The 18,936-nt window shown below is 61.3% G+C and carries 19 protein-coding genes and 2 pseudogenes; 11 read left to right on the top strand and 10 right to left on the bottom strand.

Annotation, left to right across the window (positions count from 1 at the left end; genetic code table 11):
• Positions 1–12: 12 nt before the first annotated feature.
• The 3 genes from Q5701_RS17805 to Q5701_RS17795 form a co-directional block, all read right to left on the bottom strand.
• Positions 13–480 carry a DUF2271 domain-containing protein gene (locus Q5701_RS17805; RefSeq protein WP_306752313.1) on the bottom strand — a complete coding sequence of 156 codons (468 nt, stop codon included), beginning with the start codon at positions 478–480 and terminating at the stop codon, positions 13–15.
• Between the two features lie 53 nt (positions 481–533).
• The gene (locus Q5701_RS17800) at positions 534–878 is read right to left on the bottom strand and encodes a hypothetical protein (RefSeq protein WP_306752312.1); all 345 of its coding nucleotides are present in this window, start codon (positions 876–878) and stop codon (positions 534–536) included.
• 148 nt (positions 879–1,026) lie between these two features.
• On the bottom strand, positions 1,027–1,341 hold the full coding sequence (locus Q5701_RS17795; protein ID WP_306752311.1) for a PepSY domain-containing protein: 315 nt from the start codon (positions 1,339–1,341) through the stop codon (positions 1,027–1,029).
• A gap of 149 nt (positions 1,342–1,490) precedes the next feature.
• Here Q5701_RS17795 and Q5701_RS17790 point away from each other — a divergent pair, with 149 nt between their 5' ends.
• The 3 genes from Q5701_RS17790 (at position 1,491) to Q5701_RS17780 (ending at position 4,117) form a co-directional block, all read left to right on the top strand.
• The gene (locus Q5701_RS17790; protein WP_306752310.1) at positions 1,491–2,150 is read left to right on the top strand and encodes a response regulator transcription factor; all 660 of its coding nucleotides are present in this window, start codon (positions 1,491–1,493) and stop codon (positions 2,148–2,150) included.
• Positions 2,147–3,475, top strand: coding sequence for an ATP-binding protein (locus Q5701_RS17785; protein WP_306752309.1), 1,329 nt, complete (start codon positions 2,147–2,149; stop codon positions 3,473–3,475). Before Q5701_RS17790 ends, Q5701_RS17785 begins: the two co-directional genes overlap by 4 nt.
• Positions 3,476–3,604: 129 nt before the next feature.
• On the top strand, positions 3,605–4,117 hold the full coding sequence (locus Q5701_RS17780; protein ID WP_306752308.1) for a hypothetical protein: 513 nt from the start codon (positions 3,605–3,607) through the stop codon (positions 4,115–4,117).
• Between the two features lie 345 nt (positions 4,118–4,462).
• Here Q5701_RS17780 and Q5701_RS17775 read toward each other — a convergent pair whose 3' ends face one another.
• Together Q5701_RS17775 and Q5701_RS17770 are read right to left on the bottom strand one after the other, a co-directional pair.
• Positions 4,463–4,885 (bottom strand): TIGR02588 family protein, encoded by a 423-nt coding sequence (locus Q5701_RS17775; RefSeq protein ID WP_306752307.1) that lies wholly within the window; start codon positions 4,883–4,885, stop codon positions 4,463–4,465.
• 9 nt (positions 4,886–4,894) lie between these two features.
• A complete protein-coding gene (locus Q5701_RS17770; protein WP_306752306.1) occupies positions 4,895–5,731 on the bottom strand; it encodes a TIGR02587 family membrane protein in 837 nt (278 codons plus the stop codon).
• 630 nt (positions 5,732–6,361) lie between these two features.
• Between Q5701_RS17770 and Q5701_RS17765 the strand changes: the two genes are divergently transcribed.
• The 5 genes from Q5701_RS17765 (at position 6,362) to Q5701_RS17740 (ending at position 12,826) form a co-directional block, all read left to right on the top strand.
• Positions 6,362–7,213 (top strand): glycosyltransferase family 25 protein, encoded by an 852-nt coding sequence (locus tag Q5701_RS17765; RefSeq protein ID WP_306752305.1) that lies wholly within the window; start codon positions 6,362–6,364, stop codon positions 7,211–7,213.
• 374 nt (positions 7,214–7,587) lie between these two features.
• A complete protein-coding gene (locus Q5701_RS17755) occupies positions 7,588–7,968 on the top strand; it encodes a hypothetical protein (RefSeq protein WP_306752304.1) in 381 nt (126 codons plus the stop codon).
• Positions 7,969–8,264: 296 nt separating this feature from the next.
• Complete coding sequence (locus tag Q5701_RS17750; RefSeq protein ID WP_306752303.1) at positions 8,265–9,923, top strand: DUF4118 domain-containing protein; 1,659 nt, start codon at positions 8,265–8,267, stop codon at positions 9,921–9,923.
• The gene (locus tag Q5701_RS17745) at positions 9,916–10,614 is read left to right on the top strand and encodes a response regulator (protein ID WP_306752302.1); all 699 of its coding nucleotides are present in this window, start codon (positions 9,916–9,918) and stop codon (positions 10,612–10,614) included. The genes Q5701_RS17750 and Q5701_RS17745 overlap by 8 nt, the downstream gene beginning before the upstream one ends.
• A 367-nt stretch (positions 10,615–10,981) precedes the next feature.
• Positions 10,982–12,826, top strand: coding sequence for a potassium transporter Kup (locus Q5701_RS17740; RefSeq protein WP_306752301.1), 1,845 nt, complete (start codon positions 10,982–10,984; stop codon positions 12,824–12,826).
• Between the two features lie 229 nt (positions 12,827–13,055).
• On the opposite strand, the pseudogene Q5701_RS17735 reads toward Q5701_RS17740, so the two are convergent.
• The 3 genes and pseudogenes from Q5701_RS17735 to Q5701_RS17725 all read right to left on the bottom strand — a co-directional run.
• Positions 13,056–13,295, bottom strand: a pseudogene (locus tag Q5701_RS17735) (transposase); the annotation flags it as partial.
• 49 nt (positions 13,296–13,344) lie between these two features.
• A complete protein-coding gene (locus Q5701_RS17730) occupies positions 13,345–14,112 on the bottom strand; it encodes a DsbA family protein (protein ID WP_306752300.1) in 768 nt (255 codons plus the stop codon).
• 308 nt (positions 14,113–14,420) lie between these two features.
• The gene (locus Q5701_RS17725) at positions 14,421–14,876 is read right to left on the bottom strand and encodes a c-type cytochrome (RefSeq protein ID WP_306752299.1); all 456 of its coding nucleotides are present in this window, start codon (positions 14,874–14,876) and stop codon (positions 14,421–14,423) included.
• 63 nt (positions 14,877–14,939) lie between these two features.
• Between Q5701_RS17725 and Q5701_RS17720 the strand changes: the two genes are divergently transcribed.
• Together Q5701_RS17720 and Q5701_RS17715 are read left to right on the top strand one after the other, a co-directional pair.
• The gene (locus Q5701_RS17720) at positions 14,940–15,698 is read left to right on the top strand and encodes an efflux RND transporter permease subunit (protein WP_306752298.1); all 759 of its coding nucleotides are present in this window, start codon (positions 14,940–14,942) and stop codon (positions 15,696–15,698) included.
• Positions 15,662–16,237, top strand: a complete 576-nt coding sequence (locus Q5701_RS17715; protein ID WP_306752297.1) for an efflux RND transporter permease subunit — start codon at positions 15,662–15,664, stop codon at positions 16,235–16,237. Before Q5701_RS17720 ends, Q5701_RS17715 begins: the two co-directional genes overlap by 37 nt.
• A 102-nt stretch (positions 16,238–16,339) precedes the next feature.
• Here the strand turns inward: Q5701_RS17715 and Q5701_RS17710 are convergent, their stop codons facing one another.
• Both Q5701_RS17710 and Q5701_RS17705 read right to left on the bottom strand, forming a co-directional pair.
• On the bottom strand, positions 16,340–17,839 hold the full coding sequence (locus Q5701_RS17710) for an FAD-dependent oxidoreductase (RefSeq protein ID WP_306752296.1): 1,500 nt from the start codon (positions 17,837–17,839) through the stop codon (positions 16,340–16,342).
• A 209-nt stretch (positions 17,840–18,048) separates the two neighbouring features.
• Positions 18,049–18,777: an alpha/beta fold hydrolase gene (locus Q5701_RS17705; protein WP_306752295.1), complete on the bottom strand. Its 729-nt coding sequence runs from the start codon at positions 18,775–18,777 to the stop codon at positions 18,049–18,051.
• Between the two features lie 22 nt (positions 18,778–18,799).
• Here Q5701_RS17705 and Q5701_RS17700 point away from each other — a divergent pair.
• Positions 18,800–18,922: pseudogene (locus tag Q5701_RS17700) on the top strand (transposase); the annotation flags it as partial.
• Positions 18,923–18,936 lie beyond the last annotated feature (14 nt).

Below are 18,936 nucleotides of genomic sequence, written 5' to 3'. Positions count from 1 at the left end.
GGCCGAGAAGCCTTATTGATAGGTGAAGCTGGCGATGTAGCGGCGGCCGGGAACGGGCTTGCCCGCGCCTGCTGCGGTCAGCGGCACGGCGATCTCGTTCGGGCTGTCGCGCATGTCCTCAACGGCGGCGTCGATGTGCAGCGTATAGCCGGCATCAAACAGCGCATCGGCCAGGTCGAGCGTGATCTCCAGCGTTCGGCCTGCGCCTACACTGGCGCCGGTGATGCCGTTGATCTGCGCCGCGGCTCCGCCCTTGGCCGCATACCAGCCGCTGAGGTGTTCATAGTATTTGGACTTGCCGCCTGCCATCCACAGGCTGCCGACATAGGCGTCCGAGGCGTCGGTGACATAAAGCGCCAGATAGGCGCCATCGCCCCCATAGCTGTTCATCGTCGTGGTCAGCGTGACCGGTCGGGCCAGAGCAAGCCCTGGAAGGGTCAGGGCAGTGCTGAGGGCGAGGGTGGCGAGGAGGGATTTCATGGCATTTCCTTTGCTGTGGGACCGAGGGCCAGCGACGCCGGGCCGGATCGGGATCAGTTGGTCACTGCTACTGGCGGGGCGCCGTTACCGAACAAGCCATTCGCAGGCGGCGCTATGGTCCCAGCGGGCGAGGGGTTGGCCCGCGCACCGGTGTCGCGATCGTCGTCATCGTCATCATCATCCTCCCCACGATCACGTCGGAAACGCCGGTTACCATCATGTTCATCATCGTCCTCGTCATTGACCAGGATCAGGCGGATGTCGCGATCGGCGTCACTGGCAGCAGCAGCGCAAGTGGCTGAGGCATCGCCGGTCCCCCGTATCGCGGCCAGCGACGGAAGCCCGAGCGCGGCGACAAGGGCGGATCCAGCAAGAAGAAGGGCAAGGGTGGATTTCATGCGATGTTCCTTTCCTGTGATGAGAGGATCCTGCGCCCGCCGCCTGATCGCTTGCTGACAGGAACCGGAATTCTTTTTCAGGCTGCTGTCAGGAAGGATGCCGCGTCATCGGGATCAAATGGCCTGCGGCCTTCGCAGGGCTGCGATGTCATTTGTCCCTCTGGCCTGACCGCCGGGGGCCGTCCCTGTCCTGCCCATCCTCGTAGTCCAGTTTGATGACCTGGAGCGTGCCCGGATGGACCTTCACCTCGACCCTGCGGTCGGCACGGTCGCGGCCGTCGATTTCATAGCAGCCATCGTCGATCTTGATGCGGCGCACGGTCCAGCCATTGGCTGCTGCCAGTTCCTCCACCGCCCCGCGCGGCAGCCACTGGGACATCGGGACGAAGCAGTCATCGTCTGCGAATGCCGCACGGGCAGGAAGAACTGCCAGAAAGGCAAGAATTGTCAGTGTCTTTCGCATGGGCCACACTCCCGGTCACGGCCTGTCTGACCTTTGCAATACGCGCAAAAGCTGACACCAGCCTGAAGACGAATGCAGGGGCGCTTCAGCCTGATGTCAGGAAAAGGGGCCAGACCGGCAAGCGAGTTGGCAAGGAAGGGGCGCGGATCATGCGAATCCTGTTGATCGAGGACGACACGGTCCTGGGCGCCGCCGTCCGCGACCAGGTTGCGGCCGATGGCCATTCGGTCGACTGGGTGCAGCGGCTTGATGTGGCGGATGACGCCATGGCAGGCGCGCCCTTCGACCTTGTGCTGCTGGATCTGATGCTCCCCGACGGACGCGGCATCCCCTTCCTGCGCAAGCTGAGGGCGCGGGGCGACGCGACCCCGGTCATCATCCTGACCGCGCTTGACCAGATCAGCGACCGCATCGAAGGACTGAACGCGGGTGCGGACGATTATCTGGTGAAGCCCTTCGATCTGGCCGAACTCTCGGCCCGGATCGGGTCCGTCGCGCGGCGCTACAGCGGCAACCCCAATCCCATCGTCAGCCACGGTCCGCTCGACATCGACCTGGCCGCCCGCAGCATTCACCGCGATGGCCGACCGGTGGCCCTGACCGCGCGGGAATGGGCCCTGTTCGAAGCCTTTCTTGCAAGGCCCGGCCAGCTTCTGTCCAAGGCGCAGCTTGAGGACAAGCTTTACGCCTTCGGGACCGAGATCGAGAGCAACACGATCGAGGTCCATGTCAGCCGGTTGCGCAAGAAGCTGGGTGCGGACATCATCCAGACGGAACGCGGCCTCGGCTATCGGCTCGGTCGGGGATGAGACAACCGCGCAGCCTGCAGGGTCGTCTTGCGCTGTGGCTGGGCATCGCCCTGACGCTTGTCTGGATCGCGGCGGCCAGCATGACCGCGCTGATTGCCCGCCACGAACTGGATGAAGTCTTTGATGCTGCCCTGCAAGAAATGGCGCAGCGCATTTTGCCGCTTGCGGTAATCGATATCCTGGGCCGAGAGGAAGAGGGCATCAGCCAGCGACTGGCCGCCATCCGCGACCACGACGAACTTTTTACCTATGTCATCCGCGACGAGCAGGATCTTGTGCTGCTGCAATCTCATGCCGCTGATCCGGCGATCTTTGCCCCTTGGAATGGCACCAGCTTCAGCCAGTCCCAGACGCACCGGTTCTATAACGACGATGCCGTGCAAGGCACGATCCGCATCACCGTGGCCGAACCGCTGGCCCATCGAGACGCGGTGGCGCGGGAAATCCAGGTTGGGCTGGGCCTGCCGCTTTTGTTCGTGGTCCCCGTGGCGCTGCTGGTGATCTTTCTTGCGGTCAGGACCAATCTCGCGCCGCTGCGGCGGTATCGCGACAAGCTGGCCGCCATTGGGGCCCGCGACTTGACCCAGGTTGCCACCGACGGTCTGCCGACCGAGATGGTCCCGGTCGCGGACACGCTGAACGGGCTTTTGTCACGGCTGTCGGACGCCTTCGAGGCCGAACGCAGCTTCGCTGCCAATGCCGCGCACGAGTTGCGAACGCCCCTTGCCGGCGCCATCGCTCAGGCGCAGCGGTTGCAGGCAGAGACGGATGATCCCGACGCGAGGACACGGGCCGCCGAGATTGAGGCGACCCTGAAGCGGCTGACGCGCCTGTCCGAACGCCTGATGCAATTGGCCCGAGCGGAGGGCGGACGATTGCGGCGCGACAGGGTTGCGGATCTTCGCCCCGTGGCCCGCATCGTCGTGGATGATCTGTTGCGGGCGGCGGGCGGTGGCCGCATTGCCCTGACGCTCGCTGACGAGCCGGTCCTATCCGACCTGGACCCCGACATCTTTGCGATCCTTCTGCGCAATCTTGTGGAAAATGCACTGCGCCATGGAGCTGCGGGAACTGTCGCCGATGTCTCGTTGACGGACGACGGCGTGCTCATCGTCGCCAATGACGGGCCGGTGATCCCCCAGGACATTCTAGATCGTCTCAAGAACCGGTTCGAACGGGCGGCTGCGCGCGGAAACGGAAGCGGGCTGGGCCTGGCCATCGTCACGGCCATCGCGGAAAGAACGGGCTGCAGGCTGGACCTCCGGTCACCGCGTTCAGGACAACCTGGTGGATTCGAGGCCCGGTTCACTTTGCCAGGACCATGACCACGCAGCCTGACAGTTTCGAAATGACCTGGGCAACCGGAGCCCGCAGCGGGTATCGCACAAGTAAGTGTTGGCAATCGAGGCAATCTCCGGAACAGTGGAACTTCCAGCTTCACGAGGAAGTCCGCGATGATACGTTCAATCCTTGTTGTCCTATGCTCCACCCTCGCTATATCCGAGCCTGTCTTTGCTCAGGAGAGCGATGTTCAGCCAGGTTATATTGCAGTGAATGACGAGCGGGGCAGACCTGTCGCCCGGGTCACCGATCCGCAGTCTAACAACACTTTGGCTGTGAGTTGTCCCCACGGCACGCTCGACCTTGAAATCCGGTATGGGGCACTCTCCATGCAGAACGCACCAACCCAGGACCAGGGGGTTACGGTTGTCTTTGCCTCCCGTGGCGGAACCTTTGAAGTCCCTGCCACCGGCAGGCCAGGTGAAGGTCTCGTGGTCACGTCTTCGGATGAGGAGACACATAAGGGGGTTCGGGACGCACTTCGCTCCTTCAGTGCCATGACCTCCGATGATGTCGGCACTGTCACGATCAATGATGAGCAGGGCCAAGGCATCGGAACGATCGCCGTCTCCGGCAAGGGGACCACCCGGGCCTATGGCAAATTGATGCAAGGCTGCCGCGGCTAACGGCGCGGCCAATCTTTCCTGCCGCACATGAAGAGCGGCCAGCTCTGCCGCTTGTGACCAGCTTGGAACCTCCTTGCTGCACAGACTCGTACCATCGAGGTGCCGCTGATCTAAAGGTGGCTCGAACCAACTGCTGCACCGATCCTGTGATGCAATAATCTTCCACAGCCACAATCATGGCTGCACGCCGGAGCGGCAGCCGGAGTTTTGACCGGTGTGTCCGCGGGATAGAGAACAGATGGGGAGACGGAGCCTTCCGTGGAGGCGCTCGACAAGGCCGGCCAGTCTGCCCGGCCTATGGGATTGGCCAAAGCTGAAGTTGTGCTATGCTTCCGCTCATTGGTCTCAAGGTTTAGCATAGCCCAGGGCGCGGATCTCCAGATCGTATGCCTGAGGATTCTCGCGAAAGAACAAGCCGCCTCGTCGTTCCGAGTTGCCCGGGACATAGTCGAGCGTGACCTGACTTGTGGCAAGCACACGTTCCCCCTCTACCAACTCTCCCTCGATCTGGACAGCGGCAGCCGTGGCGGGCGACAGGTTCCGGGCCACAAACTCCACGACATAACCATCCCCAGCCAGCAGGATTTTCTGGACATGCACCTTGATGGCGGGCGGCTCCTCACCCGTGCCTTTCCAGGCCTGCCAGGCGATGAACCCCAGCATTGTCAGGGTCAGAACCAGTCCAATGGCTGCCGAAATCCATTCAAGGACCGGCGTTCCATCCTGCTTCCGCGTGTCTCGTGCACTCGACAGATGATCTTGCTGCATTTCCCTGCCTCACACGACCAGTCGCGCCAGCGCGGCTCCGAGTGCGGCGGGAAAGCCCAACACCGTGATCATCATGGCAATCTGCCCGGTGCCAAGTCCATCAAGGCGCCCGAACGTCCAGAGCACGTAGAGGCTGACCAGCAGCGCGATGCCGTAGCCGGCAATGCTGTAGCCGAAAAAGGTGCGCCAGAAGCTCCCACCGCCCGGCAGTTCCTCCTGACCAGAGAACTCCAGAGAATAGACGAAGGCATGCAGCACCACGATGGAGATCACGACCAGAGCCAAGGCATGCCAGGGCGTCATCAGGAACGAGATCAAGACCATCTCCTCGGTTGGCGCAACGGTGAAGGCCAGGAACAGTGCGCCGGCCAGCATCAGGAAAAGTTGGCCCGCATAGCCGCTTGTGCCCTTCTCCTCATCCTCGTTGTCGCCAAGCTGACTGCGCGCAGCCATGGCGCCGATACTGGCGGGAACAGTCTGCACGGCGATTTTGCCCACAATCTCGCTCAAGGGCATGTCCCAGGTGATGATGCCAAACAGCGCAAGAAGAGTGGCCGAGGAGATCGTGCCCACGCCAAAGGCCGCGAACGCGTCGAGTGCATCCTCCTTGAGCCGGAAGGTTTCCCGGAAACCCGCGAAGTAGGACAGCCCAAAAAGGATCGCCAGGTTCACGCTCAGAAACAGAAGAAGCCGCAGAAGCTCCATGTAGAAGCCCAGCCACCACATCTCCATCGTCATCAGGAGCGGGAACGCGAAGATGACCGCACCGCCAAAGGCGCGCATCAGATCGACAGCATATTCCCGATTGGAAGGCGCCGCTTGTTCACCATCAGTTTGTGCGGTCAAGTCGTCGGTCCAGTGGTAGATTGATGGTCATGTCTTCTTTCCAGGAAACGCGCACCGTCGAAGGCTGCTTGAGTGATCTTCTGAGCAGTGCGCAATGCAAAGAGATGGCAGGCGATTTCACGTCACGCGCATCATGAGCAAGAGTGTAGATAACAGCAAGTCCGCCTAGCGGTCGCGAGTGTTGCGAACAGGCATCGAGAGGAAGAGCCCTCAAGGTTGCCGTGGAAGCAACAAATAGCCTCGACAGCGTCAAGATTAGTCTGGAGCACGTCATAGAGGGGGCAAGAACGCCGATGGACATCGGTGACATGAGTAGTTCCTCGTGGGCTGATCCGGGCAATGGACGGCTCCCGCCCGCAGGGTCCGTTGTCATGGTCTCGCAAAACCCTCAGGACCAGACGCGCCACGTGGATGCCACCACGAGTATATTGACGTGCCTCCGTCAGCGCCGCTGGTCTATACTCCTCCGATGGCCCCTGTAGCATTGCTAGTATGTTTCTCAATAAGTACAATTGCTTAGGAAGGATTTTCAGTTACATCTGTAAGCTTGCGGCGTCACATCCTTGTTTGTTGACGGACAGCATTGTCCACGCCATTGCGGCTGGGCATGTGTCAAATAACTGAGCGATCATGAAACATCCGCTGCTGCCCATGAACCTTAAGGTCTACCTCATCAATCTTGATCGGGCACAGGAGCGATTGCAGCGGATGGAGGCGAAATGCGCCGCAGTGGGACTGTTCTTCGAACGCGTTTCCGCCGTCGACGGTGCGACTCTGACCTTTCCTTGTCCCGAGTTCGACGCGCGTGGCTACAAATACCTCCACGGCCGCCGGGTCATTCCGGCCGAGGTTGGCTGCTATCTCAGCCATGTGGAATGCGCGCGCAGGCTTCTGGCAAGCGACGCGGAACATGCCTTGGTCTTGGAGGATGACGTTGCCTTTCCGCCGGATTTTGCAAGGCTGCTGCAGCTTGCCCTTGCCGATGCAACGGACTGGGACATCTTGCGGCTCAGCTCGGTAAACAAGGGACCGAAGTTCGGTTATCGCAAGCTATCAGACGGACGCAGCCTTGCCATTGCGTTGAGTCGGGAGAAGGGCGCTGGAGCCTATATCATCAACCGCAAGGCCGCGACATGGATTACCCGAGACCTCATGCCGATGCGGCTCTCTTATGATATCGCCTTTGATCTGGAATACCTCGATGGCTTGCGCGCGGCTTTCATCGACCCAGTTCCGGTCGACCAGCGGGATGAAGGCAAGTCGCAGATCCAGAACGGGATCAAGGCCTTCAAATATCCGAAGACCCGGTATCTGACAGTGCTGCCGTATCGTGCCTGGCTGGAGACCAGCCGTGTTGCCGCGCGTCTGGCCCGCTATCTCCACCTGTCGTTCCGGTGTGAACCGCGGTTGGCGCTGATCAGAGCAGCTCCCACGCTGGCCGCAATTGCCTTGGGGGTCGACGAGATTTTCGACCATATGTGAGCCTCAGATCAGAGCAGGGCGGAGCTGCTTTCAGCTCAGCCCCCTTGGGACTGCTGACTGTCAGCTTAAGATTTACGCGACGGTGACAACAGGCTGTTTCATCAACCAAGCACCTATGCCGCCAGTCCTGTGTTGTAAGCTCATGACTCCAGCCAGTTCGCGTCGAATGCCCGATCTGCGAGGAGTTTTCGCAGGACAGCCCCTTGATCAGCGCCGCCGTGCCGCGCAGGTCGTGGGCCTGTCCGGGCAGCAGCCTGAAGTCGGTCAGATTGCCGAACGCGTCGGCCAAAGCCATGATCTTGGTCGTTATCCCGCCGCGAGAGCGCCCGATGGCCTGGCTCTGAGTCCCGTTTTGCATCCTGCTGGTGGTGGCGGTGGACCTTGACGATGCTGCCGTCGACCATGGCGTATTTGAAATAGGGATCTTCAACCAAGGCTCGAAACATCCGATAGAAGGTATCGGTCTTTACCCACCATCGGAACCGCTTGAACACCGAACTCTACGTGCCGAACGCATCGGGGAGATCGCGCCACGGACAACTGGTTCGAACGATCCAGAACACCGCCTCAATAAAAGCCGGGGATCGGACCCGATGCAGCCAGCGTCACATTCCCGACCAAAGCTGTGCTGGGCGATGATCGCCCATCGCCTGTCAGTCAATATCATGCAGATCAAGGTTGCCTCCTACTTGGCAACCTTGGAACACCCAGCAGATCCGTTGGATATCTTCAAACATCAATGCGTCCTTGGCTGAATTTTTACGTCCACGTTACGCCTGCGGCCGGATTCATTATCGACGCTTTACGCCTGACGCCTCCATGTTCAGGTCATCTCAGGCAAGGGAGCATGCGGTGCTGTCCGACATCATCTTTACGCTGAGCGGTTTGATCGTTGTCCTGTTGGTCGGGCTTGGCCCGCGTGACGCCGAAAAGCTCCGAGTACAGGATGGCCATTGACGACGTCTTCGCCCGCGGCCTTGCAGGCGAGCCGCTTGTAACGTCCTTGGTGGGAGCATCGCGCTTGACGCTCAAGAGGGCTACAACAGCATCCATGACTGATAACGCGCGCCCCGACCCCGACGCCCCCTTGGCTGAGGTCCATGCCGAAGCCGGTGCTGCCGCAGCGACGCCCAAACGGTTGAAGAGCCTTGCGGTCGGCCGTTCCGGTGCCCTGTCGGCCGAGTCGCGTTGTCCCGGAGCAACGAGCCGCGCCTGGTTTCGCATCCTTGCACATTCAGCCGCGGCCACCATGGCGGCTACGCTGATTGCCTGGCTCTTCTGGCACATCCTGCCGGTCGCCTCGCTGGCCGTGATCTATCTGGTTGCGGTGCTGGCCGTGGCCGTGCGGCAGGGGACTGCCGGAGCAATCGCGGTTAGCCTCTTCAGCTTCTTGGCCTACAACTATTTCTTCACGGAGCCCTACTTCTCGCTGAAGGTGGCGGCAGAGGATTCATTGGCGGCGCTGATGGTCTTCACAGTCTCGGCGTTGTTCACCGGCAGCCTCGCCGGTCGGCTGACGCGGCAGGTCGAGGTCATGCGCGCCACTCAGGCTCGGACGGAAACGCTTTATGACTTCGCCCGCAAGATCGCCTCGGCCACGACGACCGATGACGTTCTTTGGGCCGCAGCCGCCCATATCGCCCACACGCTTGAGTGCCATTCGCTGATCCTGATGCCTGGGGGCGACGGTGTGCTCGAGCAGGTGCAGGGTTTTCCCGCGATTGAGGAAAGCCTTGAACCCCGTTCTCGAACCGCAGCGCTGTGGGCGTATCAGAAGAACCAGCCGGCCGGGCGGGATACCGACACATTGCCAGCCGCAGACTGGATGTTTCTTCCGCTGGCAACCCAAGGTGCCCCGATGGGCGCGGTAGGCCTGCGCTTTCTCGATCCTGCCCGACGGCTCGATCCCGAGACCCGGCGCCTGCTGGCCGCAGTGGAGGATCAGGTTGCGGTTGCAGTTGAACGGATCACCGTGGAAAGGGACCTCGAGCGGGCAAGGCTGGCCTCCGAGACCGAGAAGCTGCGGGCTGCATTGCTGAACAGCGTCAGCCATGACCTGCGAACGCCCCTCGTCACCGTGATCGGCGCCCTCTCTGCACTGGCGGATGGCGGCCTGACCGCCGTGCAGAACCGCGAACTGGTGGGCGAGGCACTGAACGAGGCGCGCAGGCTCGACAGGTTCGTCGGCAATCTGCTGGGCATGACCCGGCTGGAGCACGGCGCCTTGGTGCCGCGGCGCGAGGTGGTGCCGGTCGCAGAACTGATCGGCCGGGCGCGCGGCGATCTTGCCCGCGTGCTGGTACCCTTTCGCATCGAGGTCGAGATCGCGCCGGGCACGCCTCCCTTCTTCGCCGATCCGGTGCTGATCGGCCAGGCCCTCACCAACCTTCTCGAGAATGCCACCAAATATGCGTCCGAGGGCAGCACCATCCACATTGCCGCTGAGCCGGTGCCAGATGGCGTCGCACTGACCGTCATCGACGAGGGGCCGGGCATTCCGAAAGACGAGCGCAACCGGGTCTTCGACATCTTTCACCGCGCCGTGCAGGGTGACGGACATCCGGCAGGGGCCGGTCTTGGCTTGGCGATCGTCAAGGGCATGGTCGAGGCCAATGAAGGCAGCGTCGCCGCCATCGAGCCATCGGGGCGCCATGGAGCGGCCATCCGGATGATCCTGCCCGCTGCTTTTCCCGAGGATGCCGATGTCTGACCCATCTTCGCCGCTACGCCTTCTCGTGATTGAGGACGAGGCTCCGATCCGCCGCTTTCTGCGGATCGTCCTGGAAAGTGCGGGCCACGTCATGGTCGAGGCAACGCGCGGCCGTGAGGGGATCGAGCGTGCCGCAACCGGGGCACCATCGGCGGTGGTGCTGGATCTCGGTCTTCCGGACATGGACGGCAAGGCGGTGATCGCCGCCATACGGGAATGGTCTGACGTGCCGATCTTGGTGGTTTCAGTCCGATCAGCAGAGGCCGAGATCGTCGCCGCGCTCGATGCGGGCGCCGACGATTACGTCACCAAACCCTTTGCACCGGCCGAGTTGCTCGCGCGCCTGCGCGCCCTGACCCGCCGAAAGAGCGCCGAGGAGGTTTCGCAGATCCTGACCAATGGCGATCTCGGTATCCACCTGGCCGCCCGAACGGTGACAAAAGCCGGGATGCCGGTGCGCCTGACGCGCAAGGAATTCGATGTGCTGGCACTTCTGGTCCGCCATGCAGGCCGGTTGCTGACCCATCAGGAGCTTTTGCGGACTGTCTGGGGGCCTGCGCATCTGGGCGACAGCCATTATCTGCGCATCGCTGTGGGACATCTGCGCGAAAAGCTGGGTGATGACGCCGCGGCGCCGCGGATGATCTTCACCGAACCAGGCATCGGTTATCGCTTTGCGTCTGCCGAATGAAGGCACTCGGATGCTTGTGCCAGCGGAGTCGGCCAGTCTCATGAACGACCCCAGGAGGGGCAAAGGCAACCACAAGCAGATAGAAACACCACCCTGATCAGGGTGAGCCTTCGCTCCCTGAGCGCTGCGGTCAGGCCGAGGAGCAGGGCAGTTTCCCCTCGGACTTCCGCGTCCACCGATCAAATGTCATGGGCCTCAACCGATTGCGGAACAGGCCCAGGCTTACTCTGAAGAGGCCGCTACAATGAATAGCAATCCTGGGGACGACGAGAGCACCTTGCCTGAAGGGCAATCAGAGGCCGAGTTCGCTGCGGCTGCCGCCCATTTATCGGACCTGCCGACACCTGGGCAGCATGCCAACGGCAGCTTGGCCAGCTTGACTCTGGGTGCCATCGGCGTGGTCTACGGCGACATCGGCACGTCGCCCATCTACGCCATGCGCGAGTCCCTGCATGCCGCTTCCCATGACGGACTGACGCCAGACGACGTGATCGGGGTGATCTCGCTCCTGATCTGGACGCTGATCTTCATCGTGAGTTTCAAATACGTGCTGCTGATCATGCGCGCGGACAACCGTGGTGAAGGGGGCACCCTCAGCCTGGTCACCCTTGTCCAGCAAGCCCTGGGCAGCCGTCCGGTTTGGCTTCTCGCTCTTGGCATGATCGGCATCTCCCTGTTCTTCGGGGATGCCATCATCACTCCGGCCATGTCGGTGCTCTCTGCCGTCGAAGGCCTGAGCCTCGTGACGCCAGCCTTCGGTCCCTATGTTGTGCCGCTCACACTGGTCATCATCGCGGGGCTCTTTCTGGTGCAGCGTTGGGGCACCGGCGCCGTGTCGGTCTTCTTTGGGCCAGTCATGATCGTTTGGTTTCTCACCATGGCGGTATTGGGATTGCTCCATATCGGGGACGACTGGTCGATCTTGCGCGCCTTGAGCCCCACCTATGCGGCAAGTTTTGTCGTCACGCACGGCTTTGCCTCGCTCATTGTCCTGGGATCGGTCTTTCTGGCCGTGACCGGAGGCGAGGCGCTTTATGCCGACATGGGACACTTCGGAAGACGTCCCATTCGACTGGCCTGGATCGGGCTCGTGTGGCCGGCTCTGACCTTGAGCTATCTTGGCCAGGGCGCCATGGTCCTCGCACATCCCGAGAGGGCGGAAAATCCCTTCTTCCTCATGGCGCCGTCCTGGGCACTCTTGCCTTTGGTGATCCTGGCGACCATGGCCACGGTCATCGCAAGCCAGGCGGTCATCTCGGGTGCCTTCTCCATGATGAAACAGGCGGTGCGAACCGGCCTTCTGCCCCGACTGGAAATTTTGCACACCTCCGAGAACCAGGAAGGCCAGATCTACCTGCCAAAGGTCAACGCCATTCTGGCGATCGGGGTCTTCATCCTGGTTATCGTGTTCGGCTCGTCCTCGAACCTTGCCGCCGCCTATGGCATCGCGGTGACCGGAGACATGGTCATCACCACGTGCCTGGCGTCTGTCGTGTTCCTGAAGGTTTGGAGATGGCCGCTGCCCTTGGTGGCGGTCGTGGTCGTGCCGCTCCTGCTGCTGGAACTGCTGTTCCTGGGATCGAATGCCATCAAGATCCCGCATGGGGGATGGGTGCCCATCCTGATGGCGGCCGTGATGATCCTGCTCATGTGGTCCTGGGTGCGCGGCACCCGCCATGTTCAGGATCAGGCACGGCGTGGGGCCACGTCGCTTGGGGCGTTGATCGAGATGCTGGGCAAGTCGAGCCGTTTGTTGAACGTGTCTGGAACGGCGGTCTTCCTGACCGCTGAACCGGATGTGGCACCCGCAGCACTCCTGCACAACCTCAAGCACAATCAGGTCCTGCATGAGCACAACATCATTGTCTGCGTCACGGTGGCCACTCGGCCCTATGTTCCCGACGCAGAACGGGTCACCGTCACGCCGCTCTCGGAGCGCTTCACCCGGGTCGACATGTGCTTTGGCTACATCGAGGAGACGAACTTGCCTCGGGCGCTTGCTCTTGCAAGAAAGAAGGGCATCAAGTTCGACATCATGGCGACGTCCTTCTTCCTGACGCAGCGCTTCTTCCGTCGGACCAAGGGCAAGGGCCTGCCGACCTGGCAGGAAAGGCTCTTCCTGTCGCTTTCGAAATCTGCAGCTAACGCGACCGACTTCTATCACCTGCCAAGCAGCCGGGTTATCGTGCTGGGCCAGCAACTCCAGATCTGACAAGATGGCTAGATCGAAACGGCACTCGCCTAGGAGTCAATTCGATGACAGGCCGGGGCGCCACAGCTTGGGTAGCTGGCGTCGCAACTCCAAGGCGAGGGGTTCCGCCATCTATCAAAAGACAGCAGAGGCAGAGCGGGCGTGGCAACCCTATTGCTGCGTCGTGGACGGACGTCGCAGAAGGGCTCTTCGCGACGCTTCTACAGAAGGGTCAGGACTTGTTTTCGGTTCATAGCCAGAACATGACAACAGCCGCATGGGCAACGGCAGAGAGGAAGACCTTCGGGCATCTGTCATAGAGGGTCGCGACCCTCCGCTAGTCCTTGAGACGCCCGTACATGATCTCGATCCTGTTTCGGCTTTTTTAGCGGCGTTCGTCGTATTTAGCAGGTCTGCAGCGCGATTTTCGTCCTAGGGTGCAAGGCTTTATACCTTTGTCTTTTAAAGCATCCCTGAACCAATCAGCGTCAGCCTGAAGCGGAAACAATGAGACTAAAGCGTAGGACGTGCTCATCTTATCAGCATACCGGGAGCGGTAAGATGCCTTCGTCCTTCGCAATCTGACGGAGCATCGAAACAGGAATTGCACCATTCAAGACGGTCCGACCGATCACAAGACCAGGGGTGCCGAGAAAGCCAAAAAGATCGGCCAAGGCGCGTGTTTGATCAAGTTCGGCCTGAGTTTCAGGTGAGGCCATATCTATCGCAAGCTGCTCGACATTCAGGTCAAGGTCAGACGCCACACGCAATATCGAAGACTCATTGGCGACGAGCGGCGTTCGCATGAAGCGGCGCCGTAGGTCTTGCTGCCTGCCTTGCCGTGCGGCCGCGACCGAAGCGCGGGCAGCAAGTTCAGATGCCGGCCCAAAAATTGGGAGTTCATGCTGCACCAGCCGATAGGCGGCTCGGTCATCAGCGAGTAAGTCATCCAGATCCTGTTCAAGCGCACGGCAGAAGGGGCAGCGAAACTCGCTGAAATAAGCAATCGGGACGACACCGGTCGGAAGGTCGGTGCCGAAAAGGGCGGGGCAGGGGTCGGCGCGCATGGCCTCCATCCGCGCATGGCGTGCCTCAGCATCATCCGAGGGTCCATCGAGGCCAATCAGCGCAACGGCTGCAGAGGACGTTTGCCCCTCGGACTTCAAGCGCCGGAAAGGCGGCACGTCTTCGATTTCGACATAAGTAAGGCTGCGGCCTGCCAACTGCTCCCAGGGAAGCGCACGCAATCCATAAATCGCGGTGACAATGCCCCCGAGAACGAACACATCACGTCGCCGGATTGTCATGCCACAGCCACCTGATCTCCGAGCAGGACCCGCTCGTCGATCCGGATGACGCGGTCGTTTAGCATCCCGATGCCGCCGTTACCCGCCGGTCGCCTAATTGTCCAAGGCTCAAGCTCGCCATGGACGAGGTAATAGGCGTCGCTCCCGTTACGGCAGAGGCAGAGCGCCTGTGCCCCGAGCGGTTTTCCGGAGCCAACGGGTATGCCATCGCTGAGCTGCGCATGGCGTTGAAGCCCTCACAGTAACCCCTCGTAATATTTATGCGTTTTATAATCCGCGGAAGATGACTGTTCTGATCCCAGCCTCGTCTAGCCATCATTTTTCCTGGCTTGAACAGCCTGAATTGGCTCGGGCCAAGTCGACTTGATGAACGCGAGGATGGCGCCAATGTCGTCGTCGCTCAGGATCGAGCCAAAAGCTGGCATGCCGGACGTCATGCTCACCCCCATGTCATCCAAGACTGCCTGACCTCCCCGGCGAATATAATCTTTCAGCATAGCGTCGTCATGATGCCATGTATGGCCATATCTGTCATGCGGCGGGGCAGGGAGAATGCCGTTTTCATCCGCAATCTGCCAGTCGGGCTGCCCTTCGAGCTGGGCACCGTGGCATACTGCACAATGTTCGGAATAAAGTTGAGCCCCGCGTTGCAGATCAGCTTTCCTGCTATAAGCCCAGACCACCCAACCCGCTCCGACAGCAAAGCCGACGACAAGCAGCCATATCGCCCACTTGGGGATGGCAGGCAGATAGCTTCTTTTCATGGCCGTCAGATTGTGCCCGTTTGCGCAAAGGTCAACCTTGAAAGCTGTTGTTGGGCGGCTGCCTTGAACGTCCGCGCGAGCAGTTCGACCCCTGACTTGGCCGCGCGGGACCGTCTGAAGGCGCTGCTGATGGACAGGGCGGCGCGCGACTTTGCGGGCGTCGACATCTATGTGAAGAACCTGGAAATCGGCCCGCCGGTCGGCAAGCCCGTGCAATACCGCGTCAGCGCGCCCGATGCCGATGTCGCCCGCGACGCTGCGCGCAATCTGGCCGCCGTAGTGGCCCGGGAACCACGGCTGCGCGATATCTCGATGGACTGGAACGAACCCGCGCGCGTGGTGCGGGTGGAAATCGACCAGGATCAGGCCCGCCGGTTGGGTGTCACCAGTCAAGAGGTATCGGACACCCTTTCGGCGCTGTTTTCCGGTCTCACCGTCACGCAGTTGCGCGACGACATCTTCCTGATCGACGTGGTCGGACGGGGCGAGGCGGATGACCGCAGTTCCATTGACTCGATCAGCAACCTCCAGATGTCGTTGGCCACGGGCGAGAGCGTGCCTTTGTCCTCTATCGTGTCGCTGGAATATGCTACCGAACAGCCGCTGATCGCGCAGCGCAACGGCCTGCCGACCGTGACCGTCAAGGCCGCCGTTTCCACCAGGGACCAGCCCGCCACCCTGGTGAACGCCCTCGCCCCGTCGGTGGCCGAGTTTCAGGCCAGCCTGCCGCCGGATGTGACCATCACCGTGGGCGGCACGGTCTGGTCAACGCCCTCGCCCCGTCGGTGGCCGAGTTTCAGGCCAGCCTGCCGCCGGATGTGACCATCACCGTGGGCGGCACGGTCGAAACCTCGGCCGACAGCCAGGAACCCATCGCCGCCGTTGTGCCGGTCATGCTGCTGATCATGGCGCTGCTGGTCATGGCGCAGATGCAAAGCTTCCGCTTGTCGTTGATCGTCTTTGCCGCCGCGCCCTTGGGCCTGATCGGCGTGGTCGCGGTTCTGGTGCCCTTTGGCGTGCCGATGGGCTTTGTCGCGATCCTGGGCATCTTGGCGCTGATCGGCATCCTGATCCGCAACTCGGTCATCCTGGTCCACGAGATCCAGGAACTGCTGCACAAGGGCCGCAGCCCCTGGCAGGCCGTGTTCGAGGCATCCGACAGCCGCGCCCGCCCGATCCTGCTGACGGCGGCTGCGGCATCGCTGGCGCTGATCCCGATCTCGCGGCAGGTGTTCTGGGGGCCGATGGCGTTCTCGATGATGGGCGGCATCATCGCCGGCACGCTGATCACGCTGGTCTTCGTGCCCGCGCTGTATTGCGCGGTGATGCGGGTCAAACTGCCCGTGCCCGGTACGGCCTGATTCTAAAGCCTTCGGTAAAAACGTGCATCGCGAGGGTATTCCCATAATGCTTCCTTCCATTCACAAGAAAGGATTGCACCATCAAACCATGGGATCAGGCACTTAGTCCAACGGCCCACAGTGAATGCCGAAGCGTTCGGCTACGCGATCGAGGGTCCGCCGACAGTGGGCGACATCGCCTCTTGCGTTGGCTTTCATCCGGATCAGCCCTGCCAGGCGGCGCGGAAGAGGATACCAACGATCAAGGTCAAGTCCGCAGCGGACGAGCACCGACATCGGAAGGGTCTGCACGCTGAGGATCTGGTTCATGTAGGCCTGCGCGGCCGAGGCACCAACCCATGCGTTCCTGTTTTGGCGGAAAAGCATCTCGTTATCGATTGTATAAAATCCTTTGCCTCTCAGAGCACCGCGATAAAGCAGGTGCGTCACGGAAAACGCTGAGACGCCAGACAGAAAATGAAAATCGTCTCGCGGGTTGAGACTCACGACTGTGTCGTGCGGTGAAAGGCAAGGGACCTGTTTGGCCAAATTGCCTGCCCGATAGAAACTGCCCGTGCAGTTCACAAAGATGCTTCCACATGCGACCGGCTCCTTTGAGCCCCTTCGCAGCGCCATCTGAGGTCCAGCGTTGGTATCGGTCACGTCAACGAGGTAGTCAGGGTATGTGCGGCTTAGCCCGCCGGTAATGCGGGCGTGCTCATCCTCGGACAGGAGGCCGTACAGAAACACGCCATTCTGGCTGTCGGGGGCTGTCGCATAGTGCCGCCGGAGATGGCTCATCATATCGTCTTCGTTGTCGCCGTCGAAAGCCAATGCCAGTTCACGCATCAGGCCAGAGACCAGTCCCCCCGAAATCCAGCGCTTCGGTCCAGTCGGAAAGTACTTCGTGCGGTTCAGGAAATTCGTGCCCCGCCCGTTGATCAGCGAGACCTTGCGTCCGGGATCCTGGGCCAACGTCGCCAGAACCGTGTCCATGCCGGTCTTGCCCCCTCCGACGACATGGACGGGTGCGTCGGGGTAGGCCGTAAGGGTCGCAAGCAGGTTCTGGGGGGTAATGGAGACAACATTGCCGCTGGAAAGCGGTAGCGGCTCGGCTTCGCGGTAGTTGAGACCAGGGGCGTGGATGACCCGTGCCGCCTCGACAATTGTTGTCTGCCCTGTGCTGTCATTGGGGTGGAACGTGACCCGCGCGCGATAGCCGTGATCCGAGTGGACTTCCTCGCAGGTGAGAGCCGTGTGACCAAAGCGGGTCTTGAGATCGACGGCTTCTGCCACTGCATCAAGGGTTCTGGCGAGATGATCCCGCACCTCGTCACGTTTGGCGAGGTAGGTAGGCGACCTTTTCCAATTCCACCTGATGTCTCCCACGGTGAACATGGCGTGCGGCTGATGCAGGCGCACATAGTTATAGGCCAGGTTCCACATGCCGCCGGCTGTCTGTTTCTGATCGATCAGCAGGACCCTGGCGCCTTTTGGCAGGTACTGCGTGGCAGCATAGAGTGCGTTGAGCCCGCCGATACCGGCGCCGACCACGACAAGATCGTAGACTGCGGTGACCGGCTCGTGTCCCTCATTGGACTGAGCCAAATCCTGATGAAGCATGCGTCACCCCGAGCTTTTCCAGGACTGTGGCATGTTTTGCATCATTTGTCTGCGAAATGTCTGGGCGGCTGGATCGGCGTCCCTCCTGTCGACGATCATGAAAGATGTGGTGTCACCAACACAGGCCTTTCGAAGGGCTTTCGCCGGGGCAGAGAACAATTGCGCCACCCGAGCCGCGGCAGGTCTTCAGAAGAGAATTCCCGGGACCGCTAGCGGTCCCAGTGTGCCATGAGATGGGGCACGAAAGCTTCTGGCTTTTCGCAGATGCCCCAGTGGCCGAGGCTCTCTTCCACAGCCAGGGGAATGTTCCAGCGCTCGCAGAAGCGCTGCGCAAACTTCACCGGAACGAAAGCGTCGCTCGCGCCCCAGAGGACCAGCCCCCGATCCGCGATGGTGGAGAAATCTACCTCCCACTCCCCAAGACTCTTCGCCGAGCGGTAGAGTTTGAGAATGGCGCGCTTCATGTGGCTGTCGACACGGGCTGCTTCGTGATCAGCCAATGCTTCAGGCATGCCTGCCGACACCAGTTGCTGGCGATAGCTCCTGGTGCTCCCGAGTGCCATCATCAGCTCGCCCAGCACAGGTGTCTGCCAGGCCCGTGCCACCGAATGCCACTTGTAGCTGGATTCCGGAACAGCGTTGATTACGGTCCAGGTGCGGACCGCATCAGGGCAACTCCAGGCTGCCACGGCACTCAACGGGGCGCCCCAGTCATGTCCGACCAGATCGACCGGCCCATGAGCCCGGGCCGTGTCCTCTAGCGTGCGAATAACCCACTCCAGATATGCCTCTTTGGTCGCGGGGAAGCCGGAAGGTGTTGTTCCGTCAAAGCCCGGCATTGTCGGAGCGATATAGGCCTCCTGAGACAGGTGCAGCGCCTTCACCAGCGGCGTCCACATGTAGCCGGTGTCAGGCACCCCATGGATGAACAGCTTCATGACACCCCATGCGCGTTCCTGGCACGCGCTCCTCGTTCTCGATGGCGCCGGCTGGCACAGTCCCACAGGCCTCATCATCCCGCCCAACATCAGCCTGCTGGCGCTCCCACCTTATAGTCCGGAACTGAACCCGATTAAGAATCTCTGCTAAGGCGCGTG

It is taken from the genome of Paracoccus actinidiae, from assembly GCF_030863885.1.
GTDB classification, from domain to species: Bacteria; Pseudomonadota; Alphaproteobacteria; order Rhodobacterales; family Rhodobacteraceae; genus Paracoccus; species Paracoccus everestensis.
This window is presented reverse-complemented; position numbering and strand designations above follow the sequence as displayed.